15 protein-coding genes are annotated in these 19,818 nt (G+C 64.0%); 7 read left to right on the forward strand and 8 right to left on the reverse strand.

From position 1 onward, the window contains the following. Window positions 1-133 precede the first annotated feature (133 nt). On the forward strand, window positions 134-1,726 hold the full coding sequence (locus tag GR158_RS02885) for a trimethylamine methyltransferase family protein (protein ID WP_160869823.1): 1,593 nt from the start codon (window positions 134-136) through the stop codon (window positions 1,724-1,726). An 84-nt stretch (window positions 1,727-1,810) separates the two neighbouring features. Here GR158_RS02885 and GR158_RS02890 read toward each other — a convergent pair whose 3' ends face one another. Next, the gene (locus GR158_RS02890) at window positions 1,811-2,263 is read right to left on the reverse strand and encodes a host attachment protein (RefSeq protein WP_134646855.1); all 453 of its coding nucleotides are present in this window, start codon (window positions 2,261-2,263) and stop codon (window positions 1,811-1,813) included. A gap of 208 nt (window positions 2,264-2,471) precedes the next feature. Here GR158_RS02890 and GR158_RS02895 point away from each other — a divergent pair, with 208 nt between their 5' ends. The 3 genes from GR158_RS02895 to GR158_RS02905 all read left to right on the forward strand — a co-directional run bounded on the left by GR158_RS02895 (window position 2,472) and on the right by GR158_RS02905 (window position 7,292). Continuing rightward, window positions 2,472-3,572: a DNA alkylation repair protein gene (locus GR158_RS02895; RefSeq protein WP_160869825.1), complete on the forward strand. Its 1,101-nt coding sequence runs from the start codon at window positions 2,472-2,474 to the stop codon at window positions 3,570-3,572. Window positions 3,573-3,923: 351 nt separating this feature from the next. Beyond that, complete coding sequence (locus tag GR158_RS02900; RefSeq protein ID WP_160869827.1) at window positions 3,924-5,333, forward strand: DEAD/DEAH box helicase; 1,410 nt, start codon at window positions 3,924-3,926, stop codon at window positions 5,331-5,333. A gap of 219 nt (window positions 5,334-5,552) precedes the next feature. Then, on the forward strand, window positions 5,553-7,292 hold the full coding sequence (locus tag GR158_RS02905) for a penicillin-binding protein 2 (protein WP_160869829.1): 1,740 nt from the start codon (window positions 5,553-5,555) through the stop codon (window positions 7,290-7,292). 22 nt (window positions 7,293-7,314) lie between these two features. Here the strand turns inward: GR158_RS02905 and GR158_RS02910 are convergent, their stop codons facing one another. Then, window positions 7,315-8,199, reverse strand: coding sequence for a DMT family transporter (locus tag GR158_RS02910; RefSeq protein ID WP_160869831.1), 885 nt, complete (start codon window positions 8,197-8,199; stop codon window positions 7,315-7,317). 333 nt (window positions 8,200-8,532) lie between these two features. On the opposite strand from GR158_RS02910, the gene GR158_RS02915 reads away from it, so the two are divergent. Genes GR158_RS02915 through GR158_RS02925 form a run of 3 tightly spaced genes read left to right on the forward strand, consistent with a single transcriptional unit; the run spans window position 8,533 to window position 11,715 of the window. Beyond that, window positions 8,533-9,927 (forward strand): circularly permuted type 2 ATP-grasp protein, encoded by a 1,395-nt coding sequence (locus GR158_RS02915; RefSeq protein WP_202402138.1) that lies wholly within the window; start codon window positions 8,533-8,535, stop codon window positions 9,925-9,927. A gap of 4 nt (window positions 9,928-9,931) precedes the next feature. Further along, a complete protein-coding gene (locus GR158_RS02920) occupies window positions 9,932-10,873 on the forward strand; it encodes an alpha-E domain-containing protein (RefSeq protein ID WP_134646842.1) in 942 nt (313 codons plus the stop codon). 20 nt (window positions 10,874-10,893) lie between these two features. After that, window positions 10,894-11,715, forward strand: coding sequence for a transglutaminase family protein (locus GR158_RS02925; RefSeq protein ID WP_160869836.1), 822 nt, complete (start codon window positions 10,894-10,896; stop codon window positions 11,713-11,715). Window positions 11,716-11,753: 38 nt separating this feature from the next. On the opposite strand, the gene GR158_RS02930 is transcribed toward GR158_RS02925, so the two are convergent. The 6 genes from GR158_RS02930 to mmsA form a co-directional block, all read right to left on the reverse strand. Then, window positions 11,754-12,452: a hypothetical protein gene (locus GR158_RS02930; protein WP_202402122.1), complete on the reverse strand. Its 699-nt coding sequence runs from the start codon at window positions 12,450-12,452 to the stop codon at window positions 11,754-11,756. 201 nt (window positions 12,453-12,653) lie between these two features. Beyond that, the gene (araD, locus tag GR158_RS02935; RefSeq protein ID WP_160869838.1) at window positions 12,654-14,393 is read right to left on the reverse strand and encodes an L-arabinonate dehydratase; all 1,740 of its coding nucleotides are present in this window, start codon (window positions 14,391-14,393) and stop codon (window positions 12,654-12,656) included. A gap of 48 nt (window positions 14,394-14,441) precedes the next feature. Continuing rightward, the gene (locus GR158_RS02940; RefSeq protein ID WP_160869840.1) at window positions 14,442-15,875 is read right to left on the reverse strand and encodes an aldehyde dehydrogenase family protein; all 1,434 of its coding nucleotides are present in this window, start codon (window positions 15,873-15,875) and stop codon (window positions 14,442-14,444) included. 24 nt (window positions 15,876-15,899) lie between these two features. Next, the gene (gene araD1 / locus GR158_RS02945) at window positions 15,900-16,895 is read right to left on the reverse strand and encodes an AraD1 family protein (protein ID WP_160869842.1); all 996 of its coding nucleotides are present in this window, start codon (window positions 16,893-16,895) and stop codon (window positions 15,900-15,902) included. Between the two features lie 129 nt (window positions 16,896-17,024). Then, the gene (gene mmsB, locus GR158_RS02950; RefSeq protein WP_134646830.1) at window positions 17,025-18,233 is read right to left on the reverse strand and encodes a multiple monosaccharide ABC transporter permease; all 1,209 of its coding nucleotides are present in this window, start codon (window positions 18,231-18,233) and stop codon (window positions 17,025-17,027) included. Further along, window positions 18,233-19,768 carry a multiple monosaccharide ABC transporter ATP-binding protein gene (gene mmsA / locus GR158_RS02955; protein WP_160869844.1) on the reverse strand — a complete coding sequence of 512 codons (1,536 nt, stop codon included), beginning with the start codon at window positions 19,766-19,768 and terminating at the stop codon, window positions 18,233-18,235. Before mmsA ends, mmsB begins: the two co-directional genes overlap by 1 nt. Window positions 19,769-19,818 lie beyond the last annotated feature (50 nt).

A 19,818-nucleotide genomic window follows, 5' to 3' on the forward strand; every position in this document is an offset into this window, starting at 1 on the left:
TGGTTAATACTTCGTTGCCATGACTTGAGGGGCTCTTCTCCATCAGGGCACTTGCCTGTCGCAAATGGCTGCGCATGTCGCCGGCAGATATGAGAAAAGGCGTGAATGGCAGAACAGACCGGGGTCGTGCCGCATGGGTGACGTCATCAAGCTCGAAAACCATCTCGACCATCAAGCGTCCGACGCGCCGCAGGAGCGCCGACGCCGCACCGGCGGACGCGGCGCCGAACGGGTGCGACGACCGCCGGCCACCGCGAAATATCTCAACCTCGTCAACACGACGGCCCCGTCGGCCGTGCTTTCGGCGGACGCGCTCGAGGCCGTGCACCAGGCCTCGCTCACCATCCTAGAAGAGATCGGCATGGATATCATTCTGCCGGAAGCACGCGAGCGCATGAAGGCGGCCGGCGCCGACGTCACGCCCGGCACAGACCGGGTGCGCTTCGACCGCGGCCTCATCATGGACATGATCGCCTCCGTGCCGTCGGGCTTCACGATGCATGCACGAAATCCCGAGCGCAATGTCGAGATCGGCGGGAACAATCTCGTCTTCGCGCAGGTCGCGTCCGCACCCTTCGTGGCGGATCGCGAGGGTGGCCGCCGCGCCGGCAACCAGGAGGACTTCCGCAAGCTGGTGAAGCTCGCCCAGTCGTACGACATCATCCACACGACGGGCGGTTACCCCGTCGAGCCGGTCGACATCCACGCTTCGGTGCGCCACCTCGATTGCCTGTCCGACCTCGTGAAACTCACCGACAAGGTGTTCCACGTCTATTCGCTCGGCAGGCAGCGCAATCTCGACGGCATCGAGATCGCCCGCATAGGCCGCGGTATCTCGATGGAGCAGATGGAACGCGAGCCTTCGCTCTTCACCATCATCAACACCTCTTCGCCGCTGCGTCTCGACGGGCCGATGTTGCAGGGCATCATCGAGATGTCGTCGCGCAATCAGGTCGTGGTGGTCACGCCCTTCACGCTTGCGGGCGCCATGGCGCCGGTCACTGTCGCCGGCGCGGTGGTGCAGCAGAATGCCGAAGCGCTCGCCGGCATCGCCTTCACGCAGATGGTGCGGCGCGGCGCGCCGGTCATGTATGGCGGCTTCACCTCGAATGTCGACATGAAGACGGGCGCACCGGCCTTCGGCACGCCGGAATACATGAAGGCGGTCATTGCCGGCGGCCAGCTCGCCCGCAAGTACAACATCCCCTACCGCACCTCCAACACCAACGCGTCCAACACGCTCGATGCGCAATCGGCCTATGAATCCGCCTTCTCGCTGTGGGCACTGACCCAGGGCGGCGGCAATTTCATCATGCATGCGGCCGGCTGGACCGAGGGCGGCCTGACGGCGTCCTTCGAGAAGTTCATCCTCGACGTGGACATGCTGCAGATGGTGGCCGAGTACCTGACACCGCTCGATGTGAGCGCGGATGCGCTGGGTGTGGACGCGGTGCGCGATGTCGGCCCGGGCGGGCATTTCTTCGGCACGCCGCATACATTGGCGCGCTACGAAACCGCGTTCTATTCGCCGATCCTGTCGGACTGGCGTAATTTCGAGACATGGACGGAAGCCGGCCGGCCGACCACCTACGATCACGCCAACCGGGTCTTCAAGGAAAAGCTCAACGCGTATGAGCGGCCGCCGCTCGACCCGGCGATCGAGGACGAACTGGATGCGTTCGTCGCCAGGCGCAAGGAAGAGGGCGGCGTTCCCACGGATTTCTAGATTTGTCGGATACCGTTGCCTGCCCTTCTCCCCACCGGGGAGAAGGGGAAAGAGGCACACGTTCAATCTGCCTCTGACCGCTTCTTAGGCGTTGAACATGATCGAGCGGACGGAGGAGATCAGCTTCTCCGTCGGAAGGTTCGAGAAGTTCTTGTCGATCTCGGCCATGGTCAGCGTACGGGCCTTGTCGGAAAGCTTGCTGCGCAGGTCGCCGAGCGTCTGCGGGGCGGCGCAGACGACCAGACGGTCGAAGGCGCCTTCGGCGGCGTAATCATCGATACGGCCGGCCACCTCGGCGGTAAATTTCTGCTGTTCGTCACGCACCGGATCACTGGAATATTCCATGGCGGAGCGGCCGGGGCCGACCGAAGAATGGCTGCGGCCGGGCTTGTCGGCCATGATGTCCTGCACCCGCTTCGGCTCCCAGCGGAAGACTTCCTGCTCAGGGCTCTGCTGTTCGTCCTTCAGCAGGTTCACGCCCTTGAGAAGGCGGGCCTGATTGCCGTCGGCGGCGAGAATCCAAGTCGTAGCGGTCATATTTCACTCCCGTAGCAAGGTTCATCGGTGCAGATCGTCTGCACCGAGAAGCATCCCACATGATTGTGGCCAGATACGTATCATCCAACGCAAGGCGCCCTTTCCGGTTCCGGGTGGCGGTAGGCACGAAGCTGTTGGAAAGCCGTGCCGCCCCCTATCACCGTGGCGCAGACGCCCGGTAAACTCGCCCACCGACAGGAGAAGACCGATGGCCGAACCGCTGAAGAACCTGCTGCATCCCGGGCTCGTGAAGGAGATGGCCACGCATATCTCCCGCGCGGCGCCCGATTTCGATGGCGGCCGGTTCACCGGGCTGGCAACCGCCGGCATGGATGCGCTCGAGCTGATGCAGCGGGCCGACCGGATCCGTCAGGCGCTGGCGCAAACCCTTCCCGCCGACTATCCCGCTGCCGCCGACATCCTGCGCCGCGCCTTGCCGGCGGAAGGCAGGCCCGGTCTCTCCGGCTGGGCGCTGTTGCCGGTCAACCAGTTCGTGTCCGAATACGGCCTGGCGCATTTCGATCTGTCGCTCGCGCTCCTGAAAGCGCTGACGCCCCATTTCACCGCCGAGTTCGGCATCCGCCGCTTCATCCATGCCGATGAGGACCGGGCGCTTGCCGAAATCTCCGGCTGGGTGACGGACCCCAATCACCATGTCCGCCGGCTCGCCAGCGAGGGCACCCGGCCCCGCCTGCCCTGGGCCATGCGCCTGCCCGGTCTCGTCAGGAACCCTCATCCGATCCTGCCGATCCTGGTTGCCCTTCTCGACGACCCCGAGGACTATGTGCGCCGCTCCGTCGCCAACAGCCTGAACGACATCGCGAAGGACCATCCTGCCCTCGTCGCCGATTTCGTGGAGCGCCATATCGAGGGCGCGTCGCCCGCGCGGCGGCAACTGCTGCGCCACGCCTCGCGCACCCTTCTCAAGAAGGGGAATGCCAAGGCGCTCGCCAATTTCGGCTTCGCCGCCGCCAGGGGCATAGAGGCAACGCTGGCGGTCTCGACGCCCGTTGTCGTCTTCGGCGACAAGCTGGGCTTCTCGATCGACGTCACCAATGGCGACACGGCCCCGCAGCGGCTGATGATCGACTATGCTATCCATCATGTGAAGGCGAACGGAACGCTGGCGCCGAAGGTTTTCAAGTGGAAGCAGCTCGACCTGCCCGCCGGCGCGCGCCAGACGATCATCAGGGACCACGCCATCCGGGCGATCACCACGCGCGTCTACTATCCCGGAACGCACCGCATCGAGGTGCTGATCAATGGCGCCATATCCGCGTCGGCCGACTTTGATCTGCGCATGGAATGACCGCTCTGCTTTCGCAGCTGCGAAATCAGGACTTGACTTTTTGCCGTAAAACAACGACATGAGGCCCAGCGTCGCCCTTCGGCCGCCGCGTGAGCGAGCCTGCGATTTCCCGCTTGAGGGATGCTAAGAAGGACAAGCGCAAGAGAACGATCCGACTCCCATTTTTCGGATGACTGCGCAGACGACTGCCAACCAACCCACAAGTTCCCAATTCACGCGGGGTTCTTGACGCCGAACGAAACCGGAAACGCATGGTGCGTTCCGGCCTGAAGCAGTTCCAGCAAAAGTGTGACGCGGTTTTGCGTCCGGAACTGCTTAGGAAGTCGTTTGGCGCCCCGAAAGGTATTTGACTTGACCACTTTTCACGACCTCGGCCTCTCGAAGACCATCGTCGCTACCCTCTCCGCCCTCGGCTTCGAAAAAGCGACGCCGATCCAGGAAAAGGCCATTCCGCTCGTCCTCGAAGGCTCCGATCTGATCGGTCTCGCCCAGACCGGCACCGGCAAGACGGCCGCCTTCGGCCTGCCGATGATCGAGAAGCTGCTGGCCGACGCCCGCCGTCCCGACCCGCGCAACATCCGCGCCCTCATTCTCGCCCCGACCCGCGAACTGGTGAACCAGATCGCCGACAACCTGCGCGACTTCGTGAAGAAGACGCCGCTGCGTGTCGTCACCGTCGTCGGCGGCGCCTCCATCAACAAGCAGTCGGAAATGCTGTCCCGCGGCACCGACATCCTCGTTGCCACGCCCGGCCGCCTGCTCGATCTCGTCGCGCGCAAGTCGGTGACGCTGACGCAGGCCCGCTATCTCGTGCTCGACGAAGCCGACCAGATGCTGGACCTCGGCTTCATCCATGACCTGCGCAAGATTTCCAAGATGGTGCCGAAGAACCGCCAGACGCTGCTCTTCTCGGCCACCATGCCGAAGCTGATCGGCGAACTGGCCGGCGAATATCTCGTCAACCCGAAGAAGGTCGAAGTGACCCCTCCGGGCAAGGCGGCCGACAAGGTGGAGCAGTATGTCCACCACGTTCCGGGCAAGGACCAGAAGGCGCAGATCCTGCGCAAGACGCTCACCGACAATCCGGATGGCCTGTCGCTCGTCTTCTCGCGCACCAAGCATGGCGCCGAGAAGCTGATGAAGCATCTCGACCATATCGGCTTCAAGGCCGCGTCCATCCACGGCAACAAGAGCCAGGGCCAGCGCGAGCGCGCGCTCAAGGCCTTCCGTGACGGCGAGATCCGCGTCCTCGTGGCGACCGACGTCGCCGCCCGCGGCATCGACATTCCCGGCGTCACGCATGTCTACAACTATGACCTGCCGGAAGTGCCGGACGCCTATGTCCACCGTATCGGCCGCACGGCCCGCAACGGCCGCGACGGCATCGCGATCGCCTTCTGCACGCCCGACGAAGCGCACCTGCTGCGCGATATCGAGAAGCTGATGGGCATCCAGATCACCGTCGCCAGCGGCGAAGCACCTGCCGTCATCACCGCCGGCCCCGGCGGCAAGTCGCGCAAGGGTCGCGGCAACGGCAGCGGCCGCGCCGGCCAGCGCCCGGCCCGCAAGCCCTTCAGCGATGGCGCGCAGGCGGCGGAAGGTGCGGCCCCTTCGGGCGCAAAGCGTCCGCAGCACGGCCGCCCCGCCCAGAAGCAGGGCGAACGCCAGAACCGCAACCATGGCGGCGGCAACGGCCAGGGCCGTCCGCAGCGTCAGGGCAAGCCGCGCCGGCCGGAAGGCCAGCGCCGCGAACAGGCCTGAACCCACGACAGATCAATGCAGACGGCGGGCCTCGGCCCGCCGTTTTCGTATGTGCAAGGCGGCTCTTCACCGCTGCGAAAGCGTTAAGCCGTCTTTGCCAATTTTAAATGTATATTAATGCAGTTTTAACGACATACGGCCATTTGCCCGGCCGTCGGTTGGCTTTCGGGCCGGCGGCAGGCAGGCTTGCGCTTCGTTTCATGCGCGAGTTTTGCCCGAATGATATCCTTCATCGTCAGGCTGAGGAGCCGCGCCCATTTCACCATCCGGGCCAAGGCGAACCGCGGCGTGCTGCTTTCGCGGCCTGATCCGCGCCGGCGCATCGCCTTGCTCATCGCCGGCTTCGTCATGCTTTATGCCGGCGTCGGCGCGCGCCTCGTGCAGTACGGCCTGACGGACACGCTCACGGCGGGCGCGATCAACGTCAACCAGCACACCGTCGCGTCCCGTCCCGATATCCTCGATCGCCACGGGCAGCTTCTGGCGACGGATATCAACACGGTCTCGCTCTATGCCGAGCCGCGCAAGGTCATCGATGCCGACGAGGTCGTCGAGAAGCTTGCCACCGTCATGCCCGACCTCGACTGGAGCGAAACGCACCGCAGGCTCAAATCGAAGTCGGCCTTCCAATGGCTGCGCCGCCAGCTGACGCCGCGGCAGCAGGCCGACATTCTCGCACTCGGTATCCCCGGCATCGGCTTTCGCCCGGAAAAACGGCGCTTTTACCCCGGGGGGCCAACCGCTGCCCATGTCGTGGGCCACGTCAACATCGACAATCTCGGCCTGGCCGGCATGGAGCGCTATATCGACCAGCAGGGCTATGCCGATCTCAGGGCCGCCGGCCTGACCAACGACACGCGCATGGAGCCCGTGCGGCTATCCATCGACCTGCGCGTCCAGCATATCGTCCGCGATGTCGTCCAGAATGCGATGACCAAGTACGAGGCGGAAGCCGCCGGCGCCGTCATCGTCGATGCCGAGACCGGCGAGGTGCTCGCCATGGCCTCCGTGCCCGATTACGATCCCAACCAGCCGTCGCGCACGCTGGCCGACGGCAGCATCGACCGGGACTACGAAAAGGGCTGGTTCAACCGGGTCAGCAACGCCACCTTCGAAATGGGTTCGACCTTCAAGGGCTTCACGCTCGCCATGGGGCTCGATGCGGGACATATCACGCTGTCCTCGGTGGTCGATGCCTCCCGCCCGATCCGCATGGGCGGCTTCACCATCCGCGATTTCAGGGGCAAGAACCGGCCTCTCACCATCCCGGAGGTGTTCCAGTATTCCTCCAATATCGGCACGGCCGCCGTCGCCGACCGGGTCGGCATCGACGGGCATCGCGAATTCCTGACCCGGCTTGGCCTGCTGTCGAAGATGGAGACCGAGATGCCGGGCGTCGCGACACCCACCCAGCCGCGGACATGGAAGAAGATCAACTCGGTCACCATCTCCTTCGGCCACGGCGTCGCCACGACGCCGCTCCAGACGGCCGTCGCGGCGGCGGCGCTCATCAATGGCGGAAACCTCATCAACCCGACCTTCCTTCCCCGGTCGAAAGACGCGGCCGCCGAGATCGCCCGCGCGGTGGTGAAGGACAAGACCAGCGACGACATGCGCTTCCTCTACCGCTGGAACGGCATGAACGGCTCCGGCCGCTCCGCACAGGTCGAGGGCTTCGACGTGGGCGGCAAGACCGGCACGGCCGACAAGGTGATCAACGGGCGATATGCCAAGGATATCAACTTCAATGCCTTCATTGCAGGTTTCCCGATGGCGAAGCCGCGCTACGTCGTACTGACCTTCGTCGACGCGCCGAAGACCGGCGAGAACGGAGGGCGCACCGCGGCCTCGACCGCCGCACCCATCACCAAGGACATCATCGCGCGCTCGGCCGCCCTGCTCGGCGTACACCCCACGTTCGGAACGACGGACAATCCACTGGAGCTCGTCGACTACTGAGGGCCGTGCAGCCGGCGTCGCGTCACGCAGCCTGGGCGACGTCCTTGCGGTTGGTAAGATAGACGCCGACGACCACGATGGCCGTGCCGAGGATCATCGGGACGGTCAGCTCCTCCCCGAAGACCGCGGCCGCCTGAAGGGCTGCGAGCGGCGGCACCAGATAGATCAGCGACGCGGCGCGCGAGACCTGGCCGCGGCGCAGGAGATAGAGCAGCAGCAGGATCGCGCCCATCGAAATGCCCAGGACGGACCAGGCGACCAGCGCGACGAAGGCAAAGCCGAAATCGATATGCTGCGTCTCGAGCGCCAACGCGAAGGGCACGGTCACGATCAGCGCGCCGATATATTGCAGCGTGGCGATCGCCCTGATGTCGCCCGTGCGCAGATATTGCTTCTGGTAGATCGTTCCATAGGTCACGGCCGCCATGCCGAGCATGTTGATGACGATGGCGAAGGCCGGGATCTCGGACGCGCCATGGCCGAAGAACTTCGGTACGACGGCAAGCAGCACGCCGGAAAAGCCGAGACCGAGGCCCGCCTTCTGCGCCCTACTCAGCCGCTCGCCGATGAAGAACGGTGCGGCGAGCGCCGTCATCAGCGGCTGGAGCGCGGCGATGATGGAGGAAAGTGCCGCCGGAACCCCCTGCCCGATCGCCCACCACAGTGCACCGAGATAGAAACCGTGCAGGAACGCGCCGGAGATGACGGCGTGGGCAATGGTGCGCCCGTCGCGCGGCCAGGATACGCCCGATGCCAGGCACAGGCCGGCAAACAGCACGGCAGCGACGAGATAGCGGACGCCGAGGAAGGTCAACGGCTCGGAGACGATGGTCGCATATTTCGCGACCACCCAGCCGGTCGACCAGAGCAGAACGAAGATGGCAGGCGCCAGGCGGTCGAGCGACATGGAAGTACCGTCAGGAGAACAATCGTGCGCGAGCGATAAGGCCCGCCCGCGTGCCGGTCAAAGGAATTTCCCTGAAGCTTAGGTTCAGCAAAAAATGTCGCCGATCAGCCCTGCGGCAACTGCCGCTTTTTTGAGCAACCACTCAGCCCGGCCCCGCCGCCGCCCACGCAAGCCGGCCTCCTTCGCGGCCGCGAAGGGCCGAGCAGGACGGTTTCGCCGGCGCGCCAACCCTCACGCGAATTCTTCATCGCTAATTGAGCATGGTTCTTGCATTGCCCCGTGTGTTGTACTCAAATGGGAAAAAAGGGGAACACGCCTTTGGCATTTGACGAAATGATGAATGCGGCTTCAAACCCGCGCCAGCCTTACGAACACTATCATGAATGGTACGAGGGGCAGGATCGGGCCCGCCTGATCGCCAAATCGAAGGAAGCCGAAAACCTCTTTCGAAAGACCGGCATTACCTTCGCGGTCTACGGGCACGAAGACAGCTCCGAAAAGCTCATTCCCTTCGACATCATTCCCCGCATCATTTCCGGCCGCGAATGGCGCAAGCTCGCCCAGGGCATCGAACAGCGGGTCATCGCCCTCAACGCCTTTCTCGACGACATCTACCACAAGCAGGAAATCATCAAGGCCGGCCGCATTCCCCGCGAGCTGATCGAGCGCAACGAGGCCTTCCTGCCGCAGATGATCGGCTTCAAGCCGCCGGGCGGCGTCTATACCCATATCGTCGGCACCGACATCGTGCGCACGGGTGAAGACCAGTTCTACGTGCTGGAAGACAATGCCCGCACCCCTTCCGGCGTCAGCTACATGCTGGAAAACCGGGAAACCATGATGCAGATGTTCCCGGAGCTGTTCCACATCAACAAGGTGCGGCCCGTCGAGGATTATCCCAAACTCCTGCGCCAGAGCCTTGCCTCGCTCGCCCCTCCCGGCTGCTCGGGCAAGCCGCGCGTGGCTGTGCTGACGCCCGGCATCTTCAACTCCGCCTATTACGAGCACGCCTTCCTCGCCGACATGATGGGCGTGGAGCTGGTGGAGGGGTCGGACCTGCGCGTCGTCGACGGCAAGGTGAAGATGCGCACGACGCGCGGCTATGAAGCCATCGACGTGCTGTACCGCCGCGTCGACGACGATTTCCTCGATCCGCTGACCTTCCGGCCGGATTCCGCCCTCGGCATTCCCGGCATCATGGACGTCTACCGCGCCGGCAACATCACCATCGCCAACGCGCCCGGCACCGGCATTTCGGACGACAAGGCGATCTATTCCTACATGCCCGAGATCGTGGAGTTCTACACGGGCCGCAAGGCCATGCTGGAGAACGTGCCGACCTGGCGCTGCTCGGAAGAGGACAGCCTGAAATACGTGCTGGAACACCTGAGCGAACTCGTCGTGAAGGAAGTGCACGGCTCCGGCGGCTACGGCATGCTGGTCGGTCCCACCGCCTCGAAGAAGGAATGCGCGGCCTTCGCCGAAAAGCTGAAGGCCCGGCCCTCCAACTATATCGCGCAGCCGACGCTGTCGCTTTCCACCGTTCCCATCATGGTCAACAAGGGCATCGCGCCGCGGCACGTCGACCTTCGACCCTATGTGCTCGTGTCCGACAAGGTGCAGATCATTCCCGGCGGGCTGACCCGCGTGGCGCTGAAAGAAGGCTCTCTGGTGGTCAACTCCAGCCAGGGCGGCGGCACGAAGGACACCTGGGTACTGGAGGACTGAGCCGATGCTGGGACGCACTGCAAACGGCCTATACTGGATGTTCCGCTATATCGAGCGGGCTGAAAACATTGCCCGCCTGATCGACGCGGGCCTGCGCATGGCGCTCACGCGCTCCGGCTCCTCCGACGAGGACTGGGACGGCGTGCTGCAAAGCGCCGGCGTGAGAGAGGATTTCGACGCCGTGCACGCCACGCTGACAAGCGCGGATGCGATCGACTTCCTGCTGCGCGACCGCGCCAATCCCTCGAGCGTGATGTCATGCATCGATTCGGCGCGCAACAACGCCCGCATGGTGCGCACCGCGCTGACCCGGGAGACATGGGAAGCGACCAACGAATGCTGGATCGAGCTCAAGCAGCTCCTGTCCAGGCGCGCGAAGCCGGCCGACATGCCCGAGATCATCGACGTCATCAAGCGCCGGACCGGCCTCATCCGCGGCGCGTTCCACGGCACCATGCTGCGCGACGACATCTACAACTTCTCGCGCATCGGCACCTTCATCGAGCGGGCGGACAACACGGCGCGCATCCTCGACGTCAAGTACTACGTGCTGCTGCCGGCCATCGCCAAGGTCGGTTCCTCGCTCGACAACAAGCAATGGGAATCCATCCTGCGCTCCGTCTCGGCGCACCGCTCCTACAGCTGGGTCTATGACGGCGACTACTCGCCGGCCAATATCGCGGATTTCCTGATCCTCAACGATCGCATGCCGCGCTCGCTGGCCTATAGCTACGACAAGATCGTCACCAATCTCGGCTACCTCGCCAAGCTCTACGGCGAGAACCATGCCGCCCATGACACGGCGTCGTCGACCATGATGCTGCTGCGCAGCCGCGCCATGGAAGACATCATGGAACAGGGCCTGCACGAATTCATCGAGGAATTCATCGTGCACAACAACCGCCTCGGGGAAGAGATCTCCGAAGGCTACCGTTTCTATCGCTAGTGGCTGGACGAGGACAAAGGATGCGACTGAAGATCAGCCACACGACCGAGTATCATTACGCCGACCCAGTGCAGTATTCGCTGCAACGGCTGCGGCTGACGCCCAGGAACCATCCGGGCCAGACGGTGCGGGATTGGAAGACAACCGTGCATGGCGCCCATCTGGAGGCGGGCTATACCGACCATTTCGGCAACCATGTCGATCTCGTGAGCACCGAGGCCGAGCAGGTGACGATCCGCATCGTCGCCGAAGGCGAGGTGGAGACGGAAGACCGGGCCGGCGTATTCGGTCCGCATCAGGGCTTCGTGCCGCTCTGGCTCTACCTGCGCGAGACGCCGCTCACCAGGCCGGGCAAGCTGGTGCGTGAACTGGCCAGGGCGTCTTCCGGCGACAGCGAGCTTTCGCGCATGCACGACCTGATGGCGAAGCTGCACGCGGCGGTGGCCTACCGGCCGGGCGAGACCGCACCGGACACGACGGCCGAACAGGCGCTGGAGAAGAAGCAGGGCGTCTGCCAGGACCATGCCCATATTTTCCTCTCCGCCGCACGCTACCTCGGCCTGCCAGCGCGCTATGTCTCGGGCTACCTGCTGATGGACGAGCCGGCGCAGACGGCGAGCCACGCCTGGGCGGAGGTGCATCTGCAGGGCCTCGGCTGGGTGGGGTTCGATGCAGCCAACAAGATCTGCCCCGACGACCGCTATGTGCGCCTGTCGACGGGCCTCGACTACAAGGACGCCGCACCCGTTTCCGGGATGGTGGTTGGGCACGCTGCCGAGACGATGAACGTTGCGATCCGCGTGGAGACGGCCGGCCAGAGCCAGTCGCAGAGCCAGAGTTGAGGCGTGGCGGCCCCGAAAAGACCGCCACGCCATTCATATCAGCGGGATGCCGTTTCCAGCAGACGACAGAGCGACACGAGGCTCGCATCGTAACCGCTGCTATTGACGCTGCGGCAGCGCTTGATGAGCTGCATGCGTTCGCCGCGCGACATCTGCGAGAACTGCCGCACGACGTCTCGATCCCGGCCGGTCGATACGCCGCCACCCGGATTGCTGGGGTTCACGCCCGTGCCCGGGTTGGTACCCGTGCCGCCGCCGATGCCGACATCGACATTCGCATCGACCAATCCGCGCCCGCCGACATTGGCGCCGACATTGGCACGCAGGCCGTTCGAACCGCCGACACGCGCATTCACATTGGCATCGACCAATCCGCGCGAGCCTCCGACATTCGCATTTACGCCGGCATTCACGCCGTTACGGCCGCCGATCGATGCGGTCGTGCGGGAATCCGCCAGTCCGCGCGAGCCGCCAACCGTTGTGTTCGAGCGTGCATTGATACCGTTGGAGCCGCCGACACTGGCATTAACGCCAACGTTTGCAAGCCCCCCGCTGCCTCCAACTTTCGCACCGACACCGGCATTCAGACCGCCGACGCTGACGCCAACGCCAACACCCAGTCCGCCGCTACGGCTTTTCTGCTGGGCGAGCGCATGAACTGGAACGGCAAGAACCGCCGCGGCCAGCAATACGCCCGTTATTCTGGGGATCGATACGCCTTGTGATCTTTCAAACATGGGGAACCTCCCTTCAGCGACCGGGCCGGAATTGGACCGATATCGCAAGTTGAAAGGAGATCCCGCCCTCGCCGGTTCCGTGCGACTGTAGAAAAAATTGACGAAGGGAAAAAAATTGTTGCCAGCGGGTCGAGGCGTCATCCGAACTGTATCGAAATGACACAGGACGGGCGCGATTCACAGAACCGCGCCCGCAGACGTTCAGTGGCTGTCCTTGCCCACCGCGCTGCCACGGCAGCCCTTGAGGAAATCAAGGTCGGCGCCGGTATCGGCGCCCTGTACGTGCTGCTGGTGCAACCAGGCATAACCCGACGTCGGCAACTCGTGGTTCGGCGTCCACTCCGCAAGGCGGCGCGCCAGCTCTTCATCGGAAATGTCGAGATGCAGGCGACGGTTCGGCACGTCGAGCTCGATCATATCGCCGTTTCTGACCACGGCCAGCGGACCGCCGACGGCGGCTTCCGGCGAGGTGTGCAGGACGACGGTGCCGTAGGCGGTGCCGGACATGCGCGCGTCCGAGATGCGCACCATGTCGGTAATACCCTTCTTCAGCACCTTCGGCGGAAGGCCCATATTGCCGACCTCGGCCATGCCCGGATAGCCCTTGGGGCCGCAGTTCTTCATGACCATGACGCAGGTCTCGTCGATATCGAGATTGTCGTCGTTGATCTTGGCCTTGTAGTCGTCGATATCCTCGAACACCACGGCGCGGCCGCGATGCGTCAAAAGATGCGGCGAGGCTGCCGAAGGCTTCAGCACCGCACCCTTCGGCGCGAGATTGCCGCGCACGACGACGATGCCGCCCGATTGCGTCAGCGCCTTCTCTGCCGGCAGGATGACGTCCTCGTTCCAGTTGACGACGTCCTTCACCTCGTCCCAGACGGTCTCGCCGGAAACGGTGATGGCGTCCTTGTGCAGGAGGCCCGCTTCGCCGAGGCGCTTCAGCACGACCGGCAGGCCGCCGGCATAGAAGAACTCCTCCATCAGGTACTTGCCCGACGGCATGAGGTTGACGATCGTCGGCACGTCGCGGCCGCAGCGGTCCCAATCGTCCAGCGTCAGATCGATGCCGACGCGGCCGGCCATGGCCAGCAGGTGGATGACGGCATTGGTCGAGCCGCCGATCGCCGCATTGGTGCGGATGGCGTTCTCGAAGGCCTGCTTGGTCATGATATCGGAGGGCTTCAGGTCGTCCTTGACCATCTGCACGATGCGCCGGCCGGTAAGCTGCGCCATGACCTTGCGGCGGCTGTCGACACCCGGAATGGCGGCGTTGCCGGACAGAGCCATGCCGAGCGCCTCGGCCATGGAGGCCATGGTGGAGGCCGTGCCCATCGTGTTGCAGGTGCCCGACGAGCGGCTCATCGAAGCCTCGGCCTCGAGGAACTCCTCCTGCGTCATCTCGCCGGCCTTCACCATCTCGGAGAACTTCCACAGATGCGTGCCGGAGCCGACGCGCTCGCCGCGGAAGTAACCGTTCAGCATCGGCCCACCCGTGACGACGATCGAGGGCAGGTCGACGGAGGCGGCCGCCATGATCAGCGACGGCGTGGTCTTGTCGCAGCCGACCATGAGGACACAGCCATCCATCGGCTGGCCGCGAATGGTTTCCTCGATGGCAAGCGCCGCAAGGTTGCGGTACATCATCGCCGTGGGGCGGAAGGTGTTTTCAGAGGCGGAGAAGACGGGCACTTCCATTGGGAAGCCGCCGGCCTCCCAGATGCCGGCCTTCACCTTTTCGGCAAGCTCGCGCAGATGGCCGTTGCACGGCGTCATGTCCGACCACGTGTTGAGGATGCCGATCACCGGGCGCCCGTCGAACAGGTCGTGCGGATAACCCTGGTTCTTCATCCAGCCGCGATGGTAGATCACGTCACGGCTCGTGCCGCCGTACCATTCCTGCGACCGCAGCCTGCGCGGCCATTCCGCTTTCTTCGTCATCTTTCCAGTCCTTGAAGGGACCGCCCGGAAGCCCGAGCGGCCTTTGTCTCACGCCAGGGTGTAGGCGGTCTTGACGGTTGTGTAGAATTCGTTGGCGTATTTGCCCTGCTCGCGCGAGCCGAAGGACGATCCCTTGCGGCCGCCGAACGGCACATGGAAATCGACGCCCGCCGTCGGCAGGTTGACCATCACCATGCCGGCCTCGGCATTGCGCTTGAAATGCGTGGCGTGCTTGAGGCTGGTCGTCGCGATGCCCGAAGAGAGGCCGAACGGCGTGTCGTTGGCAATCGCCAGCGCCTCCTCGTAATCCTTGACGCGGATGACGGCGGCAACCGGACCGAAAATCTCTTCGCGCGAGATGCGCATCTCGTTCGTCGCCTCGGTGAAGAGCGCCGGCGCCAGGTAGAAACCGGGCGTGTCACGCTTCAGGAGCTCGCCGCCGAAGGCAAGCTTTGCGCCTTCCTTTTGGCCGATCTCGATATAGTCGGTGTCCTGCTTGAGCTGCGTTTCGTCCACGACCGGGCCGATATGCGTGCCGGCCTTGAGCGCATCGTCCACGACGACGCTCTTCAGCCGCTCGCCCACGGCCGCGACGAAGCGGTCATGGATGCCTTCCGTCACGATGACGCGCGAGGAGGCCGTGCAGCGCTGGCCGGTCGAGAAGAAGGCCGAGTTGACGGCGGCTTCGACGGCCACGTCGAGGTCGGCATCATCGAGCACGACGAAGGGGTTCTTGCCGCCCATTTCGAGCTGGTACTTGCGGTTATGCTCGACGGAGGCGACGGCCACGCGCTTGCCGGTGCCCGTAGACCCGGTGAAGGTGATGGCGTTGACATCCGGGCTGTCGAGCATGGTCTGGCCGACAACCGAGCCCTTGCCCATGACAAGGTTCAAGACGCCCTTCGGCAGCCCGGCGCGCACCAGGATATCGACGATGGCCCAGGAGCAGCCCGGCACCAGTTCGGCCGGCTTGAAGACGACCGTGTTGCCATAGCAGAGCGCGGGCGCGATCTTCCAGGCGGGAATGGCGATGGGGAAATTCCAGGGCGTGATGATGCCGACGACGCCGACTGGCTCGCGGGTGATCTCGACACCGATATTCGGACGCACCGACGGCAGCACCTCGCCGGCAAGGCGCAGACATTCACCGGCGAAGAAATCGAAGATCTGGCCGGCACGCACGGTCTCGCCGATGCCTTCCGCCAGCGTCTTGCCCTCCTCCCGCGACAGGAGACGGCCAAGCTCCTCCTTTCGGGCAAGGATCTCGTCGGCGGCCTTGCGCAGGATGGCGTGGCGCTCGAGAATGCCCGAGCGCGACCAGGCCGGAAACGCCGCCTTGGCCGCCGCGATGGCCGTTTTGGTGTCCTCGGCGGAGGCGCGGGCATAGGTGCCGACGACGTCGCCGGTATTCGACGGGTTGATGTTCTCGACCCCGTCCGCGCCGACCCATTCGCCGGCAATCAGGTTCTGGTGGATCGTCATGGTCTCAGCCTCCAGTCCGCAGCCTCAGAGCTGGCGGATTTCGATCTCTTCTTCCTTGGCGATGGCGAGCGGATTGCGCAGCGGCAGGCCGAACCCGTCAGCGCCGATCTCGAACACATCGCCTTCCTGCGTGCGGATGCCATCGCCGAAGGACAGCGTCGCCGTGCCAAACATATGGACATGGATATCGCCCGGCACGCGGAACAGGCCGTATTTGAAGTGGTGGTATTCGAGATTGGCGAAGGTGTGGGACATGTTCGCCTCACCGGAAACGAAGGGCTTTTCCCACAGGACCTTGCCGTCGCGGACGATGCGCGAGAAACCCCTGATGTCATCGGGCGCGGCGCCGACGCGGATTTCCGGGCCGAAGCTCGCCTGGCGCAGCTTCGAATGCGCGAGATAGAGATAGTTGATGCGCTCCGTCACATGATCGGAGAATTCGTTCGACACGGCAAAGCCGATGCGGAACGGCGAGCCATCGGCGGCAATGACGTAGATGCCGGCCATTTCTGGTTCTTCGCCGCCATCGAGCGCGAAGGACGGCGAAGTGAGCGCGGCACCGGGCGCGACGGCCTGCGTGCCGTTGCCCTTGTAGAACCATTCCGGCTGGACGCCCTTCTCGCCGGGCTTCGGCTTGCCGTTCTCAAGCCCCATGCGGAACATCTTCATCGAATCCGTCAGCGATTCCTCGTCGGCTTCCGACGTCTTCTTGTGCATGGAATCGCGCGTGGCGGCCGAACCGAGATGGGTGAGGCCCGTGCCGGTGAGATGCAGATGCGCGGCGTCCGGATGGGTGATCGGCGGCAGCAGGCGGCCCGCGGCATAGGCGGCTTCGAGATCGACTTCGTCGCCGAGGCCCTTGCCGTCGATGACGGCCTTCAGGGACGTGCCCGCATTGGCGGCTTCCATGGCGAGCGCATAGACGCTTTCAGCACCCTTGACCGCGCGGCCCTTGCCGCCCTCTTCACGCGCCACGACAGTGATCGAACCGTCCGCGTTGGATACCTGCGAAATCAGCATTTCCGTTTCCTTCCTCAAGCCGGCATCAGCCAAGGCTTCGCACCTGCGGCGGACACACGCCACCGCACTGGCCGCAGGCGCGGCCGGTCAAACATGCTTGCAACCCGTGTGGCCTGGCCGGTTCCCCGGTCAGCCCTTGTTCTTGTTGTAGACGTCGAAGAACACGGCGGCGAGCAGCACCAGGCCCTTGATGAGCTGCTGGTAGTCGATGCCGATGCCCATGATCGACATGCCGTTGTTCATGACGCCCATGATGAACGCACCGATGACCGCGCCCGTGATCTTGCCCACGCCGCCCGACGCCGAGGCGCCGCCGATGAAGCAGGCCGCGATGACGTCGAGCTCGAAGCCGACGCCGGCCTTGGGCGTGGCCGAGTTCAGGCGGGCCGCGATGATCATGCCGGCAAGGGCTGCAAGCGCGCCCATATTGACGAAGGTGTAGAAGGTCAGCCGCTCGGTGTTGATGCCCGAAAGCTTCGCCGCCTTCTCGTTGCCGCCCATGGCGTAGACGCGACGGCCGATCGTCGTGCGCGTGGTCACGAAGGTGTAGAAGGCGATCAGCACGCCCATGACGACGAGAACGTTCGGCAGGCCGCGATAGGTCGCGAGCTGGAAGCCGAGGAAGATCGCCACGGCGCCGATGATGAGCATCTGCACGGCGAAGAAAGCGAAGGGCTCGTTTTCGGTCTCATGCAGCGCATTGAGGCGACGCTCGCGCAGGCCGGCATAGATGGCGTAGGCCACGAGCAGCACGACCATGACCAACGCGAAGTAGTTCTTGATCAGGCTCGTCGCGGGATCGGTAAAGGACAGGAAATCCGGCACGAAACCCGTCGAGAGGATCTGGAAGTCCTTCGGGAAGGGACCGACCGGGCGGCCGCCGAGCACGACATAGGTCATGCCGCGGAAGACCAGCATGCCGGCGAGCGTCACGATGAAGGACGGGATCTTCTGGTAGGCGACCCAGTAGCCCTGTGCGGCCCCCATGACGGCACCGACCAGGATGCAGAGCGGCACCACGACGATGGCCGGCAGCCCCCATTTCACCAGCATGATCGCCGAGATCGCGCCGATGAAGGCGACGATGGAGCCGACCGACAGGTCGATATGCCCCGCCACGATGATCAGCAGCATGCCCAGCGCCATGATGACGATGAACGAGTTCTGCAGGACGAGGTTGGTGATGTTGACCGGACGGAAGAGAACGCCGTTGGTGATGACCTGGAAGAAGATCATGATGACGACGAGCGCGACCAGCAGGCCGTACTCGCGGATGTTCTTCCTGAGATAATCCCCCACCGAAGGCTGGGTCGTCTTTGTCGCTGTATCGGTGGCCATTAGTGTTTCTCCCCGGAGCGCATGATGGCGCGCATGATGGATTCCTGGCTTGCTTCCGCCTTGGAAAGCTCGGCCACGATGCGTCCTTCGTTCATGACATAGATGCGATCGCAGGTCCCGAGCAGTTCCGGCATCTCCGACGAGATCATCAGGATGCCCTTGCCCTCGGCGGCAAGCTGGTTGATGATGGTATAGATTTCGAACTTGGCGCCGACATCGATGCCGCGCGTGGGTTCATCGAGGATCAGCACCTCGGGATTGGTGAACAGCCATTTCGACAGAACCACCTTCTGCTGGTTGCCGCCCGAAAGATTGACCGCTTCCTGATAGATCGAATGCGAGCGGATGCGCAGCTTCTGGCGATAGCCGGAGGCGACCTTCGCTTCCTCGTGGTTGTCGATGACAGTGCCCTTGGACACGCCGCCGAGATTGGCGAGCGTCGTGTTGTGCATGATGTTGTCGATCAGCACGAGGCCGAGATGCTTGCGGTCCTCAGTCACATAGGCGAGGCCGGCGTCGATGGCCTTGGGGATCGTGCTGACATCGACCGGCTTGCCGCGCATGGTGACTTCACCGGTGATCTTGTGGCCCCAGCTGCGGCCGAACAGGCTCATCGCCGTTTCCGTCCGCCCTGCCCCCATGAGGCCGGCAATGCCGACGACTTCGCCGGCGCGCACGGTGAAGTTCACATCGTGCAGGAACTGCCGGTCGCGGTGATGCTGGTGGAAGACGTTCCAGTTCTTCACCTCCAGCAGCGTCTCGCCGACCTTGGGCTCGCGCGGCGGGTAGCGGTCTTCCATCTCGCGGCCGACCATGCCCTTGATGATGCGGTCCTCAGAGATGTCCTCGTTATGACAGTCGAGAGTCTCGACCGTGCCACCGTCGCGCAGGATGGTGATCTGGTCGGCGACCTTCTTGATCTCGTTCAGCTTGTGCGAAATGATGATCGAGGTCATGCCCTGGGCGCGGAACTCCACGAGCAGCTTCAGGAGCGCATCGGAGTCCTTCTCGTTGAGCGAGGCCGTCGGCTCGTCGAGGATGAGCAGGCGCACCTTCTTGGAGAGCGCCTTGGCGATCTCGACGAGCTGCTGCTTGCCCACGCCGATATCGGTGATCAGCGTGCCGGGCGATTCCTTGAGGCCGACCTTGTCCAGCAGTTCCTGTGTGCGGCGGAACGCCTTCTTCCAGTCGATGATGCCGTTGGTCGCGACCTCGTTGCCGAGGAAGATGTTTTCGGCAATCGAGAGCAGCGGCACGAGCGCCAGCTCCTGGTGAATGATGATGATGCCCAGATGCTCGCTGTCGGAGATCGTGGAGAAACGGCGGACTTCGCCGTCGAAATGGATTTCACCCTCGTAGGAGCCGGCCGGATAGACCCCGCTCAACACTTTCATCAGGGTGGATTTGCCGGCGCCGTTTTCGCCGACAAGGGCGTGGATCTCGCCTTCGCGGACCTTCAGGTTGACGTTGTCGAGCGCTTTCACGCCCGGGAACGTCTTCGTGATGCCACGCATTTCGAGAAGGGTCTTGCTCATATAAAGTTTCCAGCGGTCATCCCCACCGGGCGGCGGGGGAACCGAGCCTA

The sequence above is a fragment of the Shinella sp. AETb1-6 genome, assembly GCF_009826875.1.
GTDB lineage: Bacteria > Pseudomonadota > Alphaproteobacteria > Rhizobiales > Rhizobiaceae > Shinella > Shinella sumterensis.